Origin of the sequence: Nostoc sp. (genome assembly GCF_036917615.1) — a bacterium.
Taxonomy (GTDB): Bacteria; Cyanobacteriota; Cyanobacteriia; order Cyanobacteriales; family Nostocaceae; genus Nostoc.
On the sequence record NZ_JBALCZ010000040.1, the window covers coordinates 77,619 to 99,122 of the forward strand.

At 43.7% G+C, this 21,504-nt stretch carries 17 protein-coding genes and 1 pseudogene; 10 read left to right on the top strand and 8 right to left on the bottom strand.

Annotated features, from left to right (window positions below):
* Nucleotides 1-12 precede the first annotated feature (12 nt).
* Together V7K85_RS14250 and V7K85_RS14255 are read left to right on the top strand one after the other, a co-directional pair.
* Complete coding sequence (locus tag V7K85_RS14250) at nucleotides 13-1,512, top strand: UDP-N-acetylmuramoyl-L-alanyl-D-glutamate--2,6-diaminopimelate ligase (RefSeq protein WP_334814297.1); 1,500 nt, start codon at nucleotides 13-15, stop codon at nucleotides 1,510-1,512.
* A 175-nt stretch (nucleotides 1,513-1,687) separates the two neighbouring features.
* Nucleotides 1,688-3,124, top strand: coding sequence for a DICT sensory domain-containing protein (locus tag V7K85_RS14255; RefSeq protein ID WP_334814298.1), 1,437 nt, complete (start codon nucleotides 1,688-1,690; stop codon nucleotides 3,122-3,124).
* 63 nt (nucleotides 3,125-3,187) lie between these two features.
* On the opposite strand, the gene V7K85_RS14260 is transcribed toward V7K85_RS14255, so the two are convergent.
* Nucleotides 3,188-4,669: a sensor histidine kinase gene (locus V7K85_RS14260; protein ID WP_334814299.1), complete on the bottom strand. Its 1,482-nt coding sequence runs from the start codon at nucleotides 4,667-4,669 to the stop codon at nucleotides 3,188-3,190.
* Nucleotides 4,670-4,956: 287 nt separating this feature from the next.
* Here V7K85_RS14260 and V7K85_RS14265 point away from each other — a divergent pair, with 287 nt between their 5' ends.
* The gene (locus tag V7K85_RS14265) at nucleotides 4,957-5,796 is read left to right on the top strand and encodes an SDR family oxidoreductase (protein WP_334814300.1); all 840 of its coding nucleotides are present in this window, start codon (nucleotides 4,957-4,959) and stop codon (nucleotides 5,794-5,796) included.
* A 771-nt stretch (nucleotides 5,797-6,567) separates the two neighbouring features.
* The gene (gene dnaK, locus V7K85_RS14270; RefSeq protein ID WP_334814301.1) at nucleotides 6,568-8,472 is read left to right on the top strand and encodes a molecular chaperone DnaK; all 1,905 of its coding nucleotides are present in this window, start codon (nucleotides 6,568-6,570) and stop codon (nucleotides 8,470-8,472) included.
* Between the two features lie 174 nt (nucleotides 8,473-8,646).
* On the opposite strand, the gene V7K85_RS14275 is transcribed toward dnaK, so the two are convergent.
* Together V7K85_RS14275 and V7K85_RS14280 are read right to left on the bottom strand one after the other, a co-directional pair.
* On the bottom strand, nucleotides 8,647-9,099 hold the full coding sequence (locus V7K85_RS14275; protein ID WP_334814302.1) for a DUF421 domain-containing protein: 453 nt from the start codon (nucleotides 9,097-9,099) through the stop codon (nucleotides 8,647-8,649).
* A 22-nt stretch (nucleotides 9,100-9,121) separates the two neighbouring features.
* The gene (locus V7K85_RS14280) at nucleotides 9,122-9,634 is read right to left on the bottom strand and encodes a hypothetical protein (protein WP_334814303.1); all 513 of its coding nucleotides are present in this window, start codon (nucleotides 9,632-9,634) and stop codon (nucleotides 9,122-9,124) included.
* A gap of 231 nt (nucleotides 9,635-9,865) precedes the next feature.
* On the opposite strand from V7K85_RS14280, the gene V7K85_RS14285 reads away from it, so the two are divergent.
* Nucleotides 9,866-10,033: a hypothetical protein gene (locus tag V7K85_RS14285; protein WP_334814304.1), complete on the top strand. Its 168-nt coding sequence runs from the start codon at nucleotides 9,866-9,868 to the stop codon at nucleotides 10,031-10,033.
* A 174-nt stretch (nucleotides 10,034-10,207) separates the two neighbouring features.
* Here the strand turns inward: V7K85_RS14285 and V7K85_RS14290 are convergent, their stop codons facing one another.
* A complete protein-coding gene (locus V7K85_RS14290) occupies nucleotides 10,208-10,999 on the bottom strand; it encodes an SAM-dependent methyltransferase (RefSeq protein WP_334814305.1) in 792 nt (263 codons plus the stop codon).
* A 420-nt stretch (nucleotides 11,000-11,419) separates the two neighbouring features.
* On the opposite strand from V7K85_RS14290, the gene V7K85_RS14295 reads away from it, so the two are divergent.
* Entirely contained in the window at nucleotides 11,420-12,001 is a 582-nt protein-coding gene (locus tag V7K85_RS14295) for an acetoacetate decarboxylase family protein (protein WP_334814358.1), read from the top strand.
* A 42-nt stretch (nucleotides 12,002-12,043) separates the two neighbouring features.
* Here the strand turns inward: V7K85_RS14295 and V7K85_RS14300 are convergent, their stop codons facing one another.
* Complete coding sequence (locus V7K85_RS14300; RefSeq protein WP_334814306.1) at nucleotides 12,044-13,768, bottom strand: tannase/feruloyl esterase family alpha/beta hydrolase; 1,725 nt, start codon at nucleotides 13,766-13,768, stop codon at nucleotides 12,044-12,046.
* A gap of 248 nt (nucleotides 13,769-14,016) precedes the next feature.
* Between V7K85_RS14300 and V7K85_RS14305 the strand changes: the two are divergent.
* Nucleotides 14,017-14,419: pseudogene (locus V7K85_RS14305) on the top strand (transposase); the annotation flags it as partial.
* A gap of 15 nt (nucleotides 14,420-14,434) precedes the next feature.
* On the opposite strand, the gene V7K85_RS14310 reads toward V7K85_RS14305, so the two are convergent.
* The 3 genes from V7K85_RS14310 to V7K85_RS14320 all read right to left on the bottom strand — a co-directional run bounded on the left by V7K85_RS14310 (nucleotide 14,435) and on the right by V7K85_RS14320 (nucleotide 18,889).
* Nucleotides 14,435-16,321 carry an ABC transporter ATP-binding protein gene (locus V7K85_RS14310; RefSeq protein ID WP_334814307.1) on the bottom strand — a complete coding sequence of 629 codons (1,887 nt, stop codon included), beginning with the start codon at nucleotides 16,319-16,321 and terminating at the stop codon, nucleotides 14,435-14,437.
* A gap of 665 nt (nucleotides 16,322-16,986) precedes the next feature.
* Nucleotides 16,987-17,937 (bottom strand): GUN4 domain-containing protein, encoded by a 951-nt coding sequence (locus V7K85_RS14315; protein WP_334814308.1) that lies wholly within the window; start codon nucleotides 17,935-17,937, stop codon nucleotides 16,987-16,989.
* A 16-nt stretch (nucleotides 17,938-17,953) separates the two neighbouring features.
* Nucleotides 17,954-18,889: a CHAT domain-containing protein gene (locus V7K85_RS14320; RefSeq protein WP_334814309.1), complete on the bottom strand. Its 936-nt coding sequence runs from the start codon at nucleotides 18,887-18,889 to the stop codon at nucleotides 17,954-17,956.
* Nucleotides 18,890-19,072: 183 nt separating this feature from the next.
* On the opposite strand from V7K85_RS14320, the gene V7K85_RS14325 reads away from it, so the two are divergent.
* From V7K85_RS14325 to V7K85_RS14335, 3 genes are all read left to right on the top strand, one after another.
* Nucleotides 19,073-19,237, top strand: a complete 165-nt coding sequence (locus V7K85_RS14325) for a GNAT family N-acetyltransferase (RefSeq protein ID WP_334814359.1) — start codon at nucleotides 19,073-19,075, stop codon at nucleotides 19,235-19,237.
* 551 nt (nucleotides 19,238-19,788) lie between these two features.
* The gene (locus tag V7K85_RS14330) at nucleotides 19,789-20,811 is read left to right on the top strand and encodes a tetratricopeptide repeat protein (RefSeq protein ID WP_334814310.1); all 1,023 of its coding nucleotides are present in this window, start codon (nucleotides 19,789-19,791) and stop codon (nucleotides 20,809-20,811) included.
* A gap of 364 nt (nucleotides 20,812-21,175) precedes the next feature.
* The gene (locus tag V7K85_RS14335) at nucleotides 21,176-21,394 is read left to right on the top strand and encodes a hypothetical protein (RefSeq protein WP_334814311.1); all 219 of its coding nucleotides are present in this window, start codon (nucleotides 21,176-21,178) and stop codon (nucleotides 21,392-21,394) included.
* Nucleotides 21,395-21,504 lie beyond the last annotated feature (110 nt).

Genomic DNA, 21,504 nt, shown 5'->3' on the forward strand with positions numbered 1-21,504 from the left:
GAGGTTCACAAGATGAAATTGCGGGAATTACTAACAGCGGTAGATAGTGTTGAGCAATTGCCTAGCCATCCGATGGAGGATGTGGAAGTTAGGGGTTTGAAGACGAATTCCCATGCTTGTATTGTGGGAGATTTATTTATTGGGATGCCAGGAGAACGGGTTGATGGTGGGGAATTTTGGCAAAGTGCGATCGCATCGGGGGCTGTAGCTGCGATCGTCTCCCCGGAAGCTGCACAGAAAAATCCTCCTACAAATCAGGCTGTGGTGATCAGTGCAAGTAACATAACTCAAGCTTGTGCCCAGATAGCCAGTGCTTTTTACGGTTATCCGGGGCAAAAACTCAAGCTGGTGGGTGTAACTGGTACAAATGGCAAAACTACAACTACTCATCTGATTGAATTTCTGCTCAACAAAGCTAATCTAGCTACAGCTTTAATGGGAACTCTCTACACTCGTTGGGCAGGTTTTGAGCAAACTGCTGCCTACACTACGCCGTTTGCGGTGGAACTGCAACAGCAGCTAAGAGAGGCTGTTAATGCTGGTAGTGAGTTCGGGGTGATGGAAGTAAGTTCCCACGCTTTAGCGCAAGGTAGAGTGTTGGGTTGTCAATTTGAGGTGGCGGTGTTCAGTAATCTTACTCAAGACCATCTCGACTATCACAGCGACATGGAAGATTACTTTGCTGCCAAAGCGTTGTTGTTTAGCCCTGATTATCTCAAGGGACGGGCAATAATTAATGCTGATGATTCCTATGGCAAAAGGTTAATTGCCTCGTTGGATTCCGAAAGGGTTTGGAGTTATAGTGTCAACGACAACAGCCCTGATTTATGCATGAGTGATTTAAGTTACCAGCCGAATGGTGTCAGTGGTACATTACATACACCAAAAGGTGACGTGGCTTTTCGCTCGCCCCTAGTCGGACAATATAATTTAGAAAATCTTCTAGCAGCCGTAGGAGCAGTTTTACACTTAGGGCTAGATTTACAGTTACTGGCATCTGTGATCCCTGATTTTCCCGGAGTCCCTGGACGGATGGAACGGGTACAAATTAGACCTGACCAAGATATTAGCGTGATTGTGGATTATGCCCACACACCCGATAGTTTAGAAAATTTACTGAAAGCAGCACGTCCGTTTATACCGGGTAAAGTGATTTGCGTGTTTGGTTGTGGCGGCGATCGCGATCGCACTAAGCGCCCAAAAATGGGTAAAATTGCTGCTGAATTAGCAGACGTAGCTGTGGTGACATCGGATAATCCCCGGACTGAAGACCCAGAACGGATTTTGAAAGATATTTTGGCGGGAATTGCTGACACAGTGCAGCCAACTGTAATTTGCGATCGGGCGATCGCAATTAGTACCGCTATTTTACAAGCACAACCCGGTGATGGAGTGTTGCTTGCTGGTAAAGGTCATGAAGACTATCAAATTCTCGGTACTGAGAAAATCCATTTTGACGACCGAGAACACGCACGCGACGCTTTACACCAAAGACTGAACATACAAGCCTAATTCCAAGTAGGGTAGCACACCTGTGCTACCCGAAAATGTGTATTTTACACAACAAAAATCGCCCATAATTCATAGTTCATATTTCTTTCCGTGGGGATTTTGTAAAAAATGCACATATAAAGGTGAAAATCGAAGACAGAATTATTTCTTGCTTCATCCTTGTTGTGCTTGACTCATGAATGTTTCTCTGGCTAAGGATCTGTCTGTTTATCAACTGGTTATGGGAGTGCAAGTGCCTCCTAAACCATTGTCCCTCAGTCCTGCTACTCTGCTATCACTGGTGAGAGCGCAAATTGACTTACTAATTGAGCAGCAAATTGCAGCCACTTTATGGGTGAAGCTACCACCAGATAAAATTTGGCAATCAGAATTAGCGCGTTATCAATCCTCCGTAGGTGCGTCTAGTCTCATTTATACTTGCCAGATTGAGGAGAGCGGCAGAACGGCAGCAGGGGGAACAGGGAAAGAAAATACCCTCTTATCTCCCCATCATGTCTCTGTTCACCTACCACCAGATAGCCAACTGCGACGGGAAAACTTTCTGATGGTGTTATCGCCCCAGTTTTGCAGTTTAATTTTGGCTCATCGACCACTTAAAAAACGCAAAAGTCAGACATCGGGGAAGGTAAATACTAATAAAAACCAGCCGTTGCTGATTATAACTACTGTTGAGGGGAGAATAATTCAGCAAGTATTAGATGGTATCCACCAAGCGATTGCCCCAGAATCATCCCCAATACCTGCTAGTTTTATTTGTCCAACTGTGCCCCAAGCTGGACTTATGAATCAACTGTTGGCAAAACAACTCTTGCGACAAGATGAAATTAATCGTCAAATCATTACAGTACGTACCACTAAGTTGCAGCAGCAAAATCAAGAACTACACAACAAAGACCAACTCAAAGATGAATATCTGAACAATGTATGTCAGGAATTGCGTATACCCTTGACGCATATGAAGACAGCACTCTCGTTATTGAATTCCCCTAATCTTAAACCCCCCCAGCGACAACGTTATTTACAGATGTTAAATACCCAGTGCGATCAGCAAAATTCCCTGATTACTGGTTTGTTGGAACTGGTGCAGCTAGAACGGAATTTGGAGGGGACGACTTTGGAGTCGGTGCGTCTTGCTGATATTGTGCCTGGAGTAGTCAGTACCTATCAAACTGTAGCCCAAGAAAAAGGGATTATGGTAGCCTACACTATACCGACTGAACTCCCATCTGTTTGGTGCGTCAGTGGTGGTCTGAGGCAAATTGTGATTAATATACTGCACAACAGCATTAAGTTTACCCCTAATGGTGGTCAAGTATGGGTGCGTGCCCGTATTCAAGGCGATTATGTCCAATTAGAATTCCGCGACACAGGTATCGGTATTGCCGAAAGCGAGATTCCCAAAATCTTTGATCGGTTTTATCGTGTGCGTACAGCAGCAACTGAAGATTATGGTGGTGCTGGGTTAGGATTAACAATTGTACAGCAATTGCTGCTGCGCTGTGGCGGGTCTATTTCTGTAAAAAGTAAATTATACGAAGGTTCCACATTTACAGTGCAACTGGCAAGTATTGGCGATACCCCAAAAGCGATCGCTACAGAAAATGAGTTGTGAGTTATGAATTTTTAACTCCTAACTCCTAACTCATCACTCCTAACTCCTAACTATCGGCTTCTGCTAGCTAACTTCTAAAGGCAGGAAAATCGTCAAAACTTCCCCATAGTGTGGACGCTGGCGCACAATCAGTTTGCCACCGATCGCCTGAAACAAATGCTTGGTTGCGGCGATATTCAAACTAATCGTACCCGTTTCTGGTTGGAACATCAGCAGTTGACCTAGAGCTTTGCGAATTGGTGGCGTTGCAGGTGTGGCGGCTTTATTGGAATCTTTGCACCCGAATTGGGGCGATAATTGTAACTTCAGTTGATCTCCAGCTGGGATAACTTGTACTTGAATATGGCTACCAGCAGGTAAGCTGCGAGTGAAATTCTCTATCAAACCAGTCAGTACCTGATCCAGCATCATGGGATTACTTACCACTGTTGGTAATTGCTGGGGTAAAACAACATTTAAAGTTAAGTTCCGCCGATGCGCTGCTTGTTCCCAACGGGGAATGCTCTGCTGCAACACTTGATCTAAAGACATCGGCGTGAGTTGGGTTTTTGAGGGTTTTGCTGAGGCAGTAGTTTCCAGTTCTGCTGCCTTAAATAGCAACTCCATGCGGTCAATTTGCTCGGTACACTCGTGATCGATAATTTTTAAGCGATTGATCACAGTGGCATCTAAGTCTCGCCGCTTCAACAGCAGGCGAGTTATGGTGCGAATAGTTGTTAAAGGTGTGCGGACTTCGTGAGCGAAGGCTTGGAGCAATTCCACATCAGGATTTGGGCATTGGGGATTGGGCATTGGGGATTGGGCATTGGGGATTGGGGATGGGTTATTCTCCTTGTCCCCCTTGTCCCCAGTCCCAGTCCCTAGTAAAGAGTCCCTAGTATCTTCTGCTTCTGTTAATTCCTGAAGCAACAACTGGCTAAACTGAATCGTGATCCGGCAATCTGGTGCTACCGGGGAATACTGTTGTACTAATGCATCCAGGCGGGCGAAAAATTCTGGATTAGCCAGCATTACCCTTGCTCCTAGCGATCGCCAAGCCTGCTGCACTACTTCTGGCTGAAAAGAAAATGAAAAGGTTTTTTTACCGTTCTTGTGGGTTGCTAAAACCAGCACTAATCTAAATTTATCTGTAAAAACTAAGCAAAACTGTTCTGTTCCCAGTGGATCGGCAGGTAATAAAGGAAGTACTGATTCATGAGGAGCAATTTCTTCATTTACAGATGCGTTGGCGTAGCCCGCCCTTGGCATCACATCTGGCATCTGAAATGGCATCAGCGCCAAGGGGTTAAATGGTTTTGCTGTAAAAGTTACTGTTTGTAGGCTTTGAGTCAGTTTTGGCTGACTAAATAAGGGTGCTGGTGCAGCTAAAACTAATCCTTGGGTTGTAGCAGGTGAAGCAGTTGCTAAAGTATTTAATAGCAAATGTTCTGTCGCTGCTAGGCTGACACGCCACTGCCGCTCTGCTTTAGCAGATGAACATTCAGCTACACTTGATTGATTTTCAGCCAAGATTTCGCTCAGGCTTGGCAATATCCATTCGTACACAACTTTTCACCCCTTAATTCAAGAGCGACTAACAGCGTCTAGGGTAGACATTTCACTACTACTTAAGAGGTTATAGCCATTTGTGTACTGATGACAGTGGTAGAACCGAACAATTCGGGCGCAATTTCCCCTCTAAGTGCGATGTCTACGACGGGCTACGCCTACGCACTTAGGGGCTGAAAAACACTCGCGCTTAACCTGTTAGCCGATCATGGCGATACCTACGGCTGGCTACGCCTACGCATTTTTTTAAGTAGATTAGCAATAGACTATCTCAAAGACACTTTATGACTTCTTTTGATTCAGTTGAAGATTTGGTACTAGTTACTGGTGCTACTGGTGGAGTCGGGCAATTGGTGGTAGGCAAGCTGCTGGAAAAGGGTTTGAAAGTTCGTGTGCTGACACGCAATGCTGCAAAAGCTGAAGAAATGTTTAACCAGAGAGTGGAAATTGCCGTTGGTGACATCCGCCAGCCAGCTACACTACCAGCCGCTATGCCAGATGTCAGCCACATCATAAATTGTACCGGAACCACTGCTTTTCCCTCTACGAAATGGGAGTTTGACCAATCCCCGAACTTGCTTGAATGGGGAATAATTTTTCTTAACCCCCAATCTAGTCAGGCAAAGGCAAAGAATAGTCCGGCAAAGGTCGATGCCCAAGGTGTCAGCAACCTAGTGGCAGCAGCACCCCGGAATTTGCAGCGATTCGTTTTCGTCTCTTCCTGCGGAATTCTCCGTAAAAATCAGTTTCCTTTTAGTATTCTTAATGCTTTTGGCGTGTTGGATGCCAAACAAAAGGGTGAGGAGTCGATTATTAATTCTGGATTACCCTACACTATTATCCGCGCAGGACGCCTCATTGACGGACCATATACCTCATACGACCTCAACACGCTCTTGAAGGCAAAAACCGGGGGTAAATACGGTGTGGTAGTAGGCACTGGGGATACACTTTCGGGTGATGCCAGCCGGATTGACGTAGCCAGCGCTTGTGTAGAATGCCTTTTTCAGCCAAGTAGTTCGAGACAAATTTTTGAAATAGTCAACCAGGGACAAAGACCGCCTGTGATTGATTGGGAAACTCTTTTTTCTGGGCTAGGCAAATCCTCTGCCTTTGATTCCTAGAGTGGGTTGTGAGTCACCAAAGTTCAGATGCCTGTCTTGAAAAGTGAGGCTCGTTCCGAGACTCGATGACTCGCTAACCGGAGATTTCGGAATCTTTGGCTTTGGGCTGCGCTAACAGAGCGCTAGAAGCCGCCGCTCCACGCCAGTTACTTTCCGACGCAAAACGACAGGAACGCACTGGCTCGACTTCTAGCGCTCATGCGGAGTAATAATTTGCTCAATGCCCAATGACGCCAGTTGCCTCTCCCTTTGGAAGAAGTGGACACCAAGGCGAACAAGTCGGCAGAGCGCAAGGGCGCACATCACCTAATTCCCAATGACTAAATATTGCAATTACCCTGAATTACGGAAGCGATGCCTGCTTTGGGCGTAGCTGCGACGCCTTTTAATTTTGTTTTATCCTCAGTGTTTCTATAGTTTGTTACCTCTAAAGACGGCAAACACCACTCTGACGTTACGGTTCACCCTAATTACTGAAAGTATTAATTCTCATACATTAGACAAAGTGAAGGCAAATTAATCCATGAACCAACTAAAAAAAGTATTTAGTTAGTTTAACCGTCCCAAGTAAGGTTCGGGAAACCACCCTTCATGGACTGGCTAGCACTAAGCTTCAGTATATATATCAGCATAGTCTGGAGTTTTAACTCTAGATAGCCAAACTAAAGGTATTCATGCTGAACTGGCTGATTTATTGACCCTGTTGGTTCAAAATTTAGTCCTTTATATTCTCATTCATTCATTTGTAGTTATACGGAGCCAGCCCCTAAAATGGCAAAAGTAGTTGGAATTGACTTAGGAACAACGAACTCCTGCGTGGCAGTGATGGAAGGTGGTAAACCCACAGTAATTGCTAATGCTGAAGGTTTTCGGACAACGCCATCAGTAGTCGCATTTGCGAAAAATGGCGACAACTTGGTTGGTCAAATCGCCAAACGCCAAGCGGTGATGAACCCCGAAAATACGTTTTACTCAGTCAAACGCTTTATCGGACGCCGCTACGACGAAGTGAGTAACGAAGCTACGGAAGTTTCTTACAAAGTCCTCAGCAGCAACGGCAATGTCAAATTAGATTGTCCTATAGTTGGTAAACCGTTTGCTCCTGAAGAGATTTCTGCAAAAGTTCTTCGCAAACTAGTTGAAGACGCCAGCAAATACTTGGGCGAAACCGTAACCCAAGCTGTAATCACCGTTCCGGCATACTTCAACGACTCCCAGCGGCAAGCGACAAAAGACGCTGGGAAAATTGCAGGTATTGAAGTTCTACGGATTATCAACGAGCCTACCGCTGCTTCTCTGGCATACGGATTTGATAAGAAGAGTAACGAAACCATTCTCGTATTTGACCTTGGTGGTGGTACCTTCGACGTATCCGTGCTGGAAGTAGGAGATGGGGTTTTTGAAGTACTAGCCACATCTGGTGATACCCACCTCGGTGGTGACGACTTCGATAAAAAAATAGTTGACTTCTTAGCTGAGAAGTTCAAGAAAGCCGAAGGTATTGACCTGCGGAAAGACAAACAAGCCTTACAACGTCTGACGGAAGCCGCAGAAAAAGCCAAAATTGAGCTTTCTAGCGTCACCCAAGCAGAAATCAACTTGCCATTTATCACCGCTACCCAGGATGGGCCGAAGCACCTGGATACAACCCTGACTCGCGCCCAGTTTGAAGAACTTTGCTCTGACTTAATCGACCGTTGCCGTGTTCCTGTGGAAAACGCGCTCCGGGATGCCAAGTTAAACAAAGGCGATATTGATGAAGTGGTGTTAGTTGGTGGTTCTACTCGCATTCCCGCAGTCCACCAGATTGTGAAGCAGGTATTGGGTAAAGACCCCAACCAAAGCGTCAACCCTGATGAAGTCGTAGCAGTTGGTGCAGCCATTCAAGCTGGGGTATTGGCTGGTGATGTAACTGGCATCTTGCTGTTAGACGTGACACCGCTATCTTTGGGTGTAGAAACCTTGGGCGGCGTGATGACCAAAATTATCCCCCGCAACACGACAATTCCCACCAAGAAATCCGAAGTCTTCTCCACCGCTGTGGATGGTCAAACCAACGTAGAAATTCACGTCCTTCAAGGTGAACGCGAATTCTCTAACGATAACAAGAGCTTGGGAACCTTCCGCCTGGATGGTATTCCTCCTGCACCACGCGGCGTTCCTCAAATTGAAGTCGTGTTCGACATTGATGCTAACGGTATTCTTAACGTCACCGCTAAGGACAAAGGCACTGGTAAAGAACAGTCCATCAGCATAACTGGCGCTTCCACCCTGGATAAATCTGACGTTGACCGGATGGTGAGAGAAGCTGAACAGAACGCTTCATCTGACAAAGAGCGGCGTGAGAGGATTGAACGCAAGAACCAAGCCGACTCCTTGGCATACCAAGCTGAGAAGCAGCTACAAGAATTGGGCGATAAAGTTCCCGCTGCTGACAAGACCAAAGTCGAAGGTTTAGTAAAAGAACTGCGGGAAGCAGTTGCTAAAGAAGACGATGAGCAAATCAAAAAGCTCACCCCAGAATTGCAACAAGCGCTATTCGCTGTTGGTAGCAACATCTATCAACAAGCTGGTGGCGGTGCTGCACCAGATGCTGAACCTCAAGATGGCGGTTCTACATCTAGCTCTGGTAGCGGCGATGATGTGATTGACGCTGATTTTACAGAGAGTAAATAATTCCCCTACTTCTTTTGGGAAGATTATCTTGTCTTGCTTCATATTACCCACTCAGGCAAATGCCTGAGTGGGGATTTTTTTAGAAGTTAGGAGTTAAGAGTCAGAAATAATATTAGTAACTCTTAACCTAAATTTTAAACTTTATTTTTAAATTAACTATCTTGGCAAGCACAATTAGCTCTTTTCCTGCTTGGGAATAATCGAAATCCCACCACTGCGCTCCAACACAGCATACTTGATCTGATCCATGCGTTCCAAGCCTTGCAATTCGCGGGCTGCGGTCAGAATATCGTCCTCATCCACCCGTGCCTTTGCCATGCGGTCTTTTAGGGGGCGACCTTCTTCCACAATCACTAACGGCACACCATCGAGGAACTTTTCGATTTGGGGCGATCGCTGCTTGCAAAGCGACAGTGCAATATCGATTCCGACTAACGTCATAATCACCAGAAACCCATTCGTTAGCGAGTAATCATTTCCAATCATCGCGTTCTGGGTAGCTTCGCTGATAATCAGCAGCAAGATGAAGTCAAACGTGGTGATTTGCGCTAATGATCGCTTCCCTGCAAGGCGAAAGAGAATAAATAAAAAAAGGTAAACAGCAACGGCACGGAGAACAGCACCCACAACAAGCTCCTGACATTTCTAATTAAGGATAAACTAACTGATTAAATGGTATGGGTGATCCCGTTTCCAGACCCACTGAACCCGATAACGCACCGATTTGATCTGGCTGTAGGTAGAACGTAACCGTGGTGGGTTGATCTGGTTTGGGATTGGCAAAGGTGTATATGAAGCGATTTGATTGCGCTTCAACGCTTTCTGGCTCTGGTGTCACTTGCTGAAGTTGAACGTTTTCTAGATAATCGCGCTTGAACCAAACCCGAATTTTGCCTGCCTGCTCTGCGTTGGGGCTAAAATGCAGCCGGAGTTTGGCTGGCGACTGAAATCGTTCAAACCGTTCATACTCTAGCCATAATGGATCGGTTTGCTTACCTGCCTTGGCGTTGCTTAACAGGCCAGTTCCGAACACTCCTAGTAGTCCTGCGAAAGTGACCAGTGCGATAACCAGCCAACCGATGCGTTGGATAATCCACGCTCGCTGCTGATAATCCAGATCCTGATCAATTTCCAAGTCTCCCACTCGTTTTAAGTTTGCCATTATTCCACTATTCCACTGCACTTGCTGGATTTCAAGTACTTTGCTGGTTATTAAGAAAGAATTTTTTTTAAAGCTGGAGCCAGAATGAGCGGATGAATTTTATCCGACTGGTAAAGCCGCGAACTCCCAAAAGGCGAGAGTTGAAAGCGCGATCGCATTCTTAAATCTCTGACCACAGGGCGTGGGAGAATCGCCCCGTCAGCCCCTCAATATAAAAGCGCAGTCAAAGTGTTGGACAGGTTTATTTCTGAAATCGAAGGTGTCACGCAATCAAAAGAATTGAAAGAGCGCATTCAGCAGGCAGTCCCAGAATCTCAAGTTGAATTACCGAAAGAAAATAGCGAAACTTCCAAAAAGCGCGCTCACCCAAAAAAACAGAGTGCTGATAGTCATGATTAAATAGCTAAATTCAGGCTAATCTGGGAGCTTCAATGCCAAAAAGCAGAAATGCGAATTCAATAGTTTTATAAAAATATATAGAGAAACAACGCTACTAAAAAAATAATCCCTCTTCCAGATGTTTGAGGGATTTGTGGGAAATTTTTCCCAACTTAGCTATTTAGAGAAATGGAGCTATTCTTTCAATGCTGTGACAAAAAAGATGCGACCAACATCTGGAACATCTCGTGGTGGAAATTTAGAAATATAACGATCAAAATGGGCTTGTTCGTCTCCTGGCTGAACAACTGATGCCTTCCATCCATAATTAGCAAATAAGGTTTCTGGCTCCTCGCATCCATAACGCCAATATTTAGATAATCCGTCGTCGGTCTGTAATATCAATTTTGTATTTATTAAATCAGCCCCTAAGCAACTGGTGGGCGCACTTAAGTTAGTAATTGTCTTGATTAAGTCATGTACCTCATTCTCACTGAAGTAGTAAAATACTCCCTCCAGTAACCAAACTGAAGGGATATCAATTTGATATCCTTGAGCAATGAGCAGATCAGACCAAGGTTCTTTAAGGTTAATTGACAGCGAATGCCGATTGCATAAAGCTTGAGAATTTTCTAAAAGAGATTCTTTAAGTTGCAAGACTTCAGGTTGGTCTACTTCGTACAAATGAGTGTCAGGATGCCAAGTAAGGCGGAAAGCCCTGGTGTCCATCCCAGCTCCTAAAATGACAATTTGACTTCTTTGATGGGCAACAGACATCAAAAAATCATCAAAAAATCGTGTTCGTGTAGCAACAAAGGGTGTGCCTTTATTTTGGTGTTCTTTGGCTGTTGGCATAACTTCTGCAATCATTTCATCCCCAGCTAATAAAGCCGCCAACGGATCTGAAAATAACCTATCTGGTCTTTGTGTTTCTATGGCCCGTATTGCCGCCATAATACGAGAGGTTAAAGCGACAGAATCCTTCATCTATTGCATTATCCTTTTGTTACTAAAACGTAATTATGTAAAAACTAGTCTAAAGTCATATCTTCTCATACAACAGCTTCGATTTTTTACGTGCATGGTTTGGCTAGCGCAAACAGATTAGACCTTTTGCAAAAGTCCCCAACACCCCACCCCCTAAGAGCTTGCTCTTAGGGGAGACAAAGCTACGCTTTGGCTGTTTGGGATTTTTATTTTTGATTTATGCAAGAGGTCTATTCCAGTCTTAGCAAACAAATACCACGTTATCGTCCCCGATTTGCGAGGATAGGAGATAGTCAAAAACCCCCTGACTTGATTGCTGGGGTCAATTCTTTAATCTAAAATCCTCTGGTTGTGTGACTCTCAACTCTTAACTTTTTTATGCCATATCCCCAAGCACCTTGGACACTTTAAGGCAACGCTATCCAAACTCTGCATTTGGTAAATATTCACCAAGTGCGCCCTTTGATTCCCTTAGAGTTAGAAATTATTTCTGTATGGCCTGGTAAAACCCTCGGTAGCGTGTATTTATCTAATTACGGGTCAGGCTCAGTACTAGAGTACAGTGAGTTAATTATTGTCTCAGCTTTGGTTAATTACCAGAGGAAAATCGGCGCTTGGATTTCTCACATTTATGTAGATAATCCTGATTCGGTCGCTGGTGGTCGAGAAATTTGGGGACTACCAAAGGAACTAGCTGAGTTTACCTGGGAACAAGGAAAGCATGTCGCTGTACATCAAGGAAACCAGAAGCTGTGTAGTCTTAACTATAATCGGCAGAACTTGGCATGGCGACAATGGTTAAGTGCCTCTAGTTTCAGCGCCAAGGGTGCTGATTTGCTAATATTCCCTGCTGAATTTGAGTCTGTATTAGGTTTGATTAGTTCTAAGTTAGAAATTCCCGCCGAAAGTCCTTTTTTTGGAATAGGTTTAGGTCAGCCTTGGTTAACTGTGCGTTGTGAGCAGATGAGTCTACGGGTGGATGCGCCAAAAGTGGTAGGTTAAATGGGCATTTAGGCATAACCATAACTTTGACACTTTATCAAATTACTGAGGCTCAAATAAATCATTGCCAATCCAATCAATGCGAGCGCTTGGGATTGGGGAAGGCATTATCCCGACAAAGTTGGCGGCATTGTCGATGCTTCCCTTGCCCTGATACTTGGCTTGCATCGGGTAAGGAAATATCGGTCTGGTTCTGATAATAACTGCCTTGCTGCTCGTTGCTCTTGCTGTCGGATTACTGAACCCACCACTGGTTGAGTCATCAGCCTTTTGCGAGGCAATGATTTTAGTTGGGGGAGTGCCTTGTTCCACCCATGCTACCATCGGTATCAGCCAATCCACGCGACTGGGATTAGTTCCGCCCTGACAGTGATACATTCCAGGCAGCATGAACAACCTAGCAAACGATTGTACCTTGGTAAGACCGCCCATTGTATCTTGAACTGCTTGATAATAAGCGATTGTGCCTTGAGGAGGAATCGCTGGATCAGACCACCCATGATAGAGAATGAGCTTGCCACCGCGATCGCGAAATGCTTTCAGGTTAGGGTTAGTTGCATTGTACACTTTGCCTAGAGGACGCAGCTGATTAAAGCCCTCAACCGTAAATTGCCAGTCTTTGTAAGAGAAGGATGGGGGCGGACTCTTGGAAAAAGCCAGATATTTCAGATAGCGGTTGGAAATCTGTGCTGCAAAGGGCGGCATTCTATCTGTGACGATGCTTGCTGCCCACCCCAGTTCTGAGCCAATTGTTTGGCTACCAGGGTAGAGCAATCTACCCTGGCTGTCTACCACACCACCGTATAGTTTTTTCACAACTGCAATCTGAGCCGTCGTTAAACAATTTGCCTGTTCGCCATCGCCACTACAACGGAGTGATTCTGGCTTAAAGGTACAAACTCTGGGATCGGTAATTTGCCCATCTAATAAACCATCTTGACCATCACAATTGGCGATCGCTGCTTGATGAATCAGCACAAGTTTATCGGGGGACAGAATAGAATTTCCTTGAGAATCTTGGTTTGCGCGTTCGTTCCAGGTTTCATATTCGCCATTCAGGGGTGCTTGGATGGCGGCGGGTGCGCCCGCAATAATGCCATTAAAGTCGTTGGGGTATCGCTGTGCTAGCATCAGAGCTTGTCGTCCGCCATTGGAACAGCCCTGAAAGTAAGAATAACTGGGACTTTTGCTATAGAACGCGGTGGCGATCGCTTTTGCTGCTAGTGCTGTAACGTGTTCCGAGCGATAGCCGAAGTCAGCCCGCAGTTGGGGTTGATCCAGTCCCCACAGTGCGCTCGGAGTGCCTATACCGCCGCCAATATGTCCAGTATTATCGAAAGCCACGGCAAAGTTTTGATTGAGTGCAGTAATACATTCTGGTGAAGCGTTCAAACTGCCACAATATCCGCCGCAGCCTACCTGGAGATAACGACGATTCCAATTTTGGGTGGGTAGCCGCACCTCAAACTGAATCTGTGGTGTAACGTATCCTTTCACCTCACAGTATTCAAGAGTCTTATCCTTAGAAGGAATGATTTGAGCCGAAACAATTGCGGTGGGGGCATCGGGAATGGCTGCAAAATCTCTTTGCATTAAAGCACTACAGGGATTAGAAGGCATCGATTGCATCGGAACTGCAATTACAGAAGTCTGGAACAATCTTCCCTGAAAGCTTAACAGTAGGACTGAAAATACAAGGGTGATGAGCGAGAAGCGCAAAATGATCGAGCCGTCCCGGAATAATGATTGCAGTCTTCGATATCTCACAACAAATCTCCTGTGATTCTTTGTAGTCTAAATTCTTAGTATTCCATAGGCATAGTACTAAGAAAAGCTCTAAGCTATGCCGAATAAAGGCTACAGCTTTTAATGCGATTAAGCAGTAATCAGATGAGTCAGGCGATCGCTCACTGTGGCTTGCAGAGACAGCGAAATGGATGGGGCATAAAGCAGAGATGTTCCAAAAACTTTTTGTAGGTAGAAAAAGCGGCGTTGCTGAATCATGGGATGATTTCGGGCGTAAGCGACATATAGTTGTAGATTCTCAAGGGTTGTTGATTGGTGTTCTAGTGACTCAAGCCAATGCATCGGAACGTTTGGGTGCTGTAGTTGTACTGCATGAAGCGGCTGTTGAATTGTCCAAATTGGAAGTTGTTTGGGTAGATCAAGGCTATTCAGGAGAAAACTTTGCTCAAGCCGTCAAGAAAGTTTGCAAAGAACAGGTTCGTGTTGAGGTTATTTCAAAGGAACTCGAAAACATTTGAGCGATTGCCGAAACGATGGATTGTGGAACGGACATTCGGGTGACTCAATCGATTTCGCCGTTTGAGTAAGGATTATGAGTTGTACACAGAGTTAAGTGAAGCAATGATTTATGGTTTATTGATTCGTTTGATGATAAAGCGGATGGTATCTTAAGCATTTGTTTACGAATCAGCTCTCAGTTCCCAACATCTGCAAGTTATGTAAAGTAGCGTAAAGTCCTCCCTGTTGCAGTAGTTGCTCATGACTTCCCTGCTCGATTAATTCGCCACGCTTGAGAACAAAAATCCGGTCTACATTGCGAATCGTAGACAGGCGGTGAGCGATAATAATCGCGGTACGTCTGAGCAAAAGCTGGTTTAATGCCTCTTGAACTAAAGCTTCTGTCCCAACATCTAAACTAGCGGTAGCTTCATCTAGTACCAAAATTTGGGGATTGCGAATGGCAGCCCGCGCAAAGGCTAAAAGTTGCTTTTGACCACTAGAAATATTTGTACCCCGTTCTCGAAGTTGAGTATCATAGCCTTGGGGTAGTTCTTCTATAAACTGGGCAATATTGGTTTGCTCTGCTGCTTGTTGAATCTGTTCAACGGTATAGCCATCTCCTAAAGAAATGTTGCTTTTAACGTCGCCAGCAAACAAAAAGCCTTCTTGTAGAATTACTGCCATGTAGCGCCGCAGTTCTGCCTGTGGTACCTCTCGAATATCGACACCATCTATGAGAATCCGTCCTAGTGTGGGTTCGTAGAGGCGGCACAAAAGACGGATGATCGAAGTTTTACCCGCACCTGTGGGGCCGACTAATGCTATTTTTTCACCAGGCTGAATGGTGAAATCTAAGTCTTTAATTACGTAATCATCATTTTTGTAAGCAAACCAGACGTGATCAAAGCGAATCTCTCCCAATTCAGGCAGGGAAGTGATATCTGGGGATTCTAGATTTGCAACTATCTCATCTATGTAGCCGAATTTAGCATCAAATATTGAGAAGCGCACATTGGCGCGATCGCGGATTTCTATCGGTTCATCTAATATATTGCCTACGCGTTCAATGGCAGTGAAACCAGCTTGAATTACCGTAAATTTTTCCGCAAAATCCCTTAAAGGGTCAAATAATCGCTGGGCATACAATATAAACGCAGATAAAGTCCCAAAAGTCAAGTTTTTTCCCAACAGTAACCAACCACCTACCAACAAAACACCTGCGATCGCAATCAGACCAATCCATTCCAAGGTTGCTGAAATAAATGAATCATAAAAGATGGTTTGATCCATTTGCTGAGTGTAGCGGGTGTTCGTGGCGCGAAACAATTCGGCATTAAATTTTTCCCTGCGGAACAACTGCACCACGTTAATGCCAAGCACATTTTCTTGTAGCTGTGAGTTCAGGATAGAAAGTTCGTCCCGCCCTTTGTAATTGGCTTTGCGGTACTGTTGCTGAATGTAAACAATTAACCAGGTAATTGGAAACAACATCAATAGCAGCAAGCAAGTGAGTTTCCATTGGATGGAAAACATTAAACCCAAAATCACTAGCATAGAAAACAAATTGGACACAATGCCAATTGCCCCAGTAGAAAAGACATCGCCTAACACTTCCACATCGCTGGTGATTCTGGTGATTAATTTACCTACGGGCGTGCGGTCAAAAAAGCGGACTGCTAAAGATGTCACATGCTGGAATAAGTCTTGGCGAATTGCTGCGGTGATTTGTTGCCCTAACTTCTGGACTAGATAACCCTGGTAGCCTGTCAAAATCAATCGGATTGCGATCGCTATCACCAATAATCCCTCCAGGATATTTAGCCCTTGCGACAAGGGGCGATTCCTGAGAAATTCGTAAGTGCTTGGTTCATGGCGAATTAGGGAGATAGCTTGGCCAATCAACAGTGGTTGTATGGCATTCGCTAGCGCGATCGGTACGAGTAGGGACATCGACAGCGTTAACAATCGTCCGCTACGACGGGCATAAGGCACTAAACGCAAAAACAACCGCCAGTCATTTTCACTGCGACGATGTTGCGTATAAGATTTTTTGAGAGATTGGTAGATGCTCATAGTAAGAGCATTATATTAATGTTTGTAAAAAAATACCCTTGTTTAAAGTAGCGTTTGGCCTTTTACTCTGATATCATGCCTGAGATAGAAACCGCAAGACTGCTACTAAGACCTTATACTCCTCAAGACCTGGATGAACTTGCTCCCATTTTGAGCAACCCAGTAGTTATTAGGTATTCACCTGGCTAACTTTTCCCGTTAAGTCTCGAAAAGCTTGCTCACAAAGGATTCAGAATAAATTAATCTCCTTCAGCTTCAGGTAATGAGCGCTAAATCACCCAAACTTACCAAAAATATTAACAGTTAGTTGGGCTGTTGAAGCGTTGGCGCAGCCCGCCGCAGGCATCGCTCGATATGGCGGTTACTTAGAACATCGACGTAATACTCTCATTGGTATCCAGGTACTATAACCTGGCTGGTTAAAACTACACGACCTTTGTATTTGCGTAGCGTCTCGTTGAGAGGGTTGGCAGCTTGCTAGAGATACTTAACGGGAAAGTCAGGAGTATGGGATTACCTTTGTCTTATTTGGAGTGTCTATTTTGGAAAGATAATTATAAATCGGCGTTGCATAAATGCGGGATAAATTGGCGGTTGAAACCATTGATAACTCGTTCTAAATTGAGCGAAATCATCCCATGATTCAGCAACACCTATAAATCATACTATATGCGACACTTTATAATTCTAGATATATATGCGTTACGATCACCACTACCTTGATAAGTTACTATCCAGGGGAGCTCTCCTTCTGGACTGCTAAGAGAATATTCAGGTAATGGCACGTACGAAAAAATACCCTTCTCATCTAACTTTCCCCACCCAATTTGACTCATAAACTTCAAAAGATCATTGTTTACATCGCTTGATTGGAAGATGCGCTTCTGAATACTAAAACCAAAGTGTTGTTTAGAGTATTTTGTCCAGAGATTATCTATAGTACGTAAGTCTTCGCACGAAAAATTCTCAAAGTCTTTTGCTTGAAGGCTGCGTTCTTCCCATTTGCCAGCCAATTCCCACATCCTATTAGCGGTTTCACGATCAGCGTCTTGCCATCTCTCCTGTGATAGTAAATTTTGTAGTTGAATGTAGCGTGAGTTAACCGATTGCGTTCTAGAAATTTGAAACCCTGCCAAACTAGCTAACCCAATTAAAAAAATTGCTCCACCAGCCAACCAATTAAGTCTTGTTGATTGAGATTTTGCTCCATCTGGTTGATTAGAGGAATTTATTCTGAATTCAGTAACAAGACTAGGTGTTGGAGAAGTTTGTTGTTCTACAGTGCTTGGATTTGGATAATTATGTCTAAATTCCTGATTACAATTAAGTTTTACGGCAATTTCTTTTAAAAAAGATTCATGTTTTCCTCCCTGAAAAATAGGCGCTAGCTCCTTACAACAGAGATGACAGATGGCTTTTGTATTTCCTACTGTATTTAAGTAGTTAATTAAATTTATAGCGAAGCTATCTTCTGAAGATTCGTACATAAAACCAAGTTCCTTGTAGTGGCTTATTCCAATCTTTATACATAGTGCTTCTCGTGCTTTTCCTTTCTGGCTAATAACTAATAGGTTTGCTAATGCATTTAGTTCATCTTGGTTTAAATCTTGTAACATATATTTAACTTACAGATTACTTACAATTTAATTTTGATTTAATATTTTCTAAATCAGCTGAGTACTTCCCTCTTTTAAAGACAACTTCAAGTTCTTTACTTATTTTACAAAGAGCTTGTTTATCATCTATATTATGTAAATAATTAATGAGCTGTAAGGCAAAGTCAGTGTCAGCAGATTCTCTTATAAATCCAAGTTGATTTGGTTCAATTCCAGTTTTGATACATAGTGCTTTTCGTGCCGAATATTCTGCACGTCCACTACGTATCAAGAGTTCTGTAAGTATCTCTTTGTCGAACTCGTTTAGTTCCTGATCTGACTCAGACGCAGATTCATCTGAGACTGGAGGCTGGTCTTGAGACCAACTTATCTTAGCAACTGTCTCCCGCATATTTGGTTTCTTCTTTAGAGTCGGGGTTAGTTGCTCTGGAATACCTGCTAACCGAATTGCAGCACAACCAAATTTGTAGGCAAATTCAACGGAGCGTCCTGCTCCTAGAGCATCGTAAAAACCTACAGCAAATTCAATTGCTGCTCTATCTCCGATTGCCTTTTTCATGCCAATTACATAGTTAATCTGTTGAGAGATTGCTTCTGCCTGCATTTCCGAGTAACAGCCGTTAAGAACAATACATTCAACCTGATCAGCAAACAAATCAAACAGTCCCGCTAGAGCTTCTCCATTGACTAGCTTTGCCGAACCTGTTTCATCTTCAAATACCAGACCCTCATCTTTCGTTCCATGCCCAGAAAAATGAATAATCTGTGGATTAATATCCAGCATCGCCCGCTGAATATCTCTCGGTCGCACTGCCCACTTCTGCTCTAAGACAAACTGATCGCGGTGTTTTGCTCGCTGCAATCCAGCATCGATTTCACGCACTTCCTCATCTAAACGCAGTGGTGTTGTGCCTTGAGGATTTGCTGCTAAAATCAAGATTTTTTGCTGCATAGATTAACTCCATTTATATGATGAAAAGTTTTTTTACATAACTAACTTCCTTACTAGCAAGGCTGTTCAACCGCATTTAGTGGTAACTTCTTACCTATTTCCCTATCAGCTTGTGAAATTTCGTTTGTTAACAGCCATTGCTGGATTAGCTCAGTGACTACCTGATTCATCTTTTTACCCTGTATAACGCCGGAAGTTGATCTTGGCTATCTGTTTGACAAGTCCTATTGGAACATGGGACTAGGGACTGAAGCCTCTCAAGTAACTTTAAAGTTTGGATTTTGGGAAGTGAAGCTAGATTGGATAGTAGCGATGCCGAAGGCGGGCTACGCCTACGCTCATCGGTGAAAACATCGCTTCAGTGGGTGTGATTCAAAAGGTAAGAATGAAGTACCAAAAGAATGCTATCTATTATGGTCATGATGTAGTGTACTACGCTATCTCATACACAGAATGGCAGCCGGGATGATTCTCTTTACATTTTACAATCTTAAAACTATCAGTCCTCAACCTAGAAATTTTGCCACTATTTGGTGCTGACCTTGGCTTGCCTAATTTAATTTGGTGGATCAAAACGATTCATAGCCGTGCCCACAGAATCATGGGAGAACTAACTGCCAAAAATCAAAACCACTGCTGCAAACTCAATGGATCTGTAGAGAATACATGGTTTAGGTCTTTGGTAGGGGTGTATAGCTGTGCATTACTACTAGGTAATTTGTATTAATTGCTTCATAGATATCCCTGTAAGCATGAAACAACACCACAGTTCTCTCTTTTCGTCTTATATCTAAAGGTAGAAGATAAATATTAACTCAATTTTGGGAAACCTAACCTAAGAAGGGTTCATTCCCAAAAGATGTCCTGCTTATGTATCACAGAATGCAACTGAGGTTCAGATGACGCAACCTTTAAATCAAGTCAAAGAGTGGGAACAACGTCGTGAGCAAGCAAACCGCTACTACCAGTGCGGGAAATTTCAAGAATCTCTCGATCTTGCAACCAAAAATTTACACTTGGCTAGAGCAATTCCAGACCGAGTTAGGGAAGGTTATACATTGAACGACCTCGGTTTAGCTCACCTCAGTTGCTGGCAACCTCAAAGAGCATTAGAGGTGTTTCATCAGGCACTTTTGGTTGCTGTCGAAATTGGCAACGCGCCAGCACAAGCAACTGCACTTAGCAATTTGGGTTCTACCTACAGCCGTCTTGGACGCTTTTCGCAAGCGTTGGAATATTTTGATCAAGCACTGCCAATCTTTAGGCGATTGCAAGATATTGAAAGTGAAGTTTCTATTCTTAATGATGTAGCGCTAATTTATACCCACTTAGGAGAACCGAAACGGGCACTGTTACTACAACACCAAATTTTGAGGATGCGGCGATTGTTAGGTGACTTTTCTGGTGAGGCAACAACCCTAAATGCCATTGGCTTTGCTTACAATATCTTAGGCAAGTTTGAGCAAGCTCTAGAATTTTTACAAGCAGCACTTCCAATTCAACGAGCTGTCAAGAATTTGGTTGGTGAAGCAACCACTTTGAATAATATTGCCTCAATCTATAGTGATTTAGGAAAACCGAAACAAGCGTTATTACTCTACTATCAAGTTCTTTTGACACGTCGAGCAATCCGCGATCGCTCTGGCGAGGCAACAACGCTTCACAACATTGGTTTTACCTACAGCACCCTGGCAGAGCATCGGCAGGCAATGAAGTTCTATAAACAAGCCATTACGATTTATCAACAACTAAACGATTGTCTCGGAGAAATTTCAACTTTGCTGAATATGGGAAGCCTTTACGCCACAACGAAACGCAAAAAATTGGCGCGATCGTGCTACCAAAATGCCCAAGAGTTAGCAGAGAAAATCGAACATCAGCCACTCCTGGAAAAAGTACAGCAGTTTATAGATTCTCTCTAGTTAAATGCAGCAGGCTCAGATTCTCGATGTCTTTAAGAAGTTGGGAATTTTGGTGTTCGAGCTGAAGTTCAAAAAGTTCGCAACTTGGTATAACTATAAGTAAGCTGTTTGCCAAATAAGCCGCGCCTAATTTTATTTGCTAGTAAAGTTCATACTTAAGTAATATATAAATTTTATTAGTAACTGTGTACTTTAAATAAAGACAGTTTTATTCATAGAAGCACAGTCTTCCAATATTTAGCTATTTATTTCATCTTTACACCCAGTTAATTGTATTTTTTGTTACCGCTAACTAGATATTGCTCAACAGGTTACGATCAATTAAGAAGTAATAATTTTTTACGGCACCGCCAGGAGTCTTTTAATGTTCATTAATGAATTGTCACCTATATTCAGAGAGTTTATCCAGCATCCAGTCTCATTTGTGGGTGGGTTATTCTCTGGTGTGCTTCGGCTCAATCTTGCAGACGATCCTGTTAAAAGCTGGCTGGATCAACAGATCCGCTCAAATAGTTACACCAATATCACAATAGACGCACATAATGGCAAAGCCACTGGGCCTCAACAGATTTCGATTGACTAAATTTTTGGGTAATCGCAAATCCGGTGAATTATTTTGCTAAACCGAACCATTTCACCCCATTTGTAACTCTTCCTTACCTTCTTTGCTAAGAGGGAAATGAACAAAAAGAC

What these genes read in the sequence shown, in the direction of transcription:
- V7K85_RS14255 (WP_334814298.1), top strand. Translation starts at nt 1,688, where the DNA reads ATGAATGTTTCTCTGGCTAAGGATCTGTCTGTTTATCAACTGGTTATG.
- V7K85_RS14310 (WP_334814307.1), bottom strand. Translation starts at nt 16,321, where the DNA reads ATGAGCATCTACCAATCTCTCAAAAAATCTTATACGCAACATCGTCGC.
- V7K85_RS14335 (WP_334814311.1), top strand. Translation starts at nt 21,176, where the DNA reads ATGTTCATTAATGAATTGTCACCTATATTCAGAGAGTTTATCCAGCAT.
- V7K85_RS14265 (WP_334814300.1), top strand. Translation starts at nt 4,957, where the DNA reads ATGACTTCTTTTGATTCAGTTGAAGATTTGGTACTAGTTACTGGTGCT.
- V7K85_RS14320 (WP_334814309.1), bottom strand. Translation starts at nt 18,889, where the DNA reads ATGCAGCAAAAAATCTTGATTTTAGCAGCAAATCCTCAAGGCACAACA.
- V7K85_RS14330 (WP_334814310.1), top strand. Translation starts at nt 19,789, where the DNA reads ATGACGCAACCTTTAAATCAAGTCAAAGAGTGGGAACAACGTCGTGAG.
- dnaK (WP_334814301.1), top strand. Translation starts at nt 6,568, where the DNA reads ATGGCAAAAGTAGTTGGAATTGACTTAGGAACAACGAACTCCTGCGTG.
- V7K85_RS14250 (WP_334814297.1), top strand. Translation starts at nt 13, where the DNA reads ATGAAATTGCGGGAATTACTAACAGCGGTAGATAGTGTTGAGCAATTG.
- V7K85_RS14290 (WP_334814305.1), bottom strand. Translation starts at nt 10,999, where the DNA reads ATGAAGGATTCTGTCGCTTTAACCTCTCGTATTATGGCGGCAATACGG.
- V7K85_RS14315 (WP_334814308.1), bottom strand. Translation starts at nt 17,937, where the DNA reads ATGTTACAAGATTTAAACCAAGATGAACTAAATGCATTAGCAAACCTA.
- V7K85_RS14280 (WP_334814303.1), bottom strand. Translation starts at nt 9,634, where the DNA reads ATGGCAAACTTAAAACGAGTGGGAGACTTGGAAATTGATCAGGATCTG.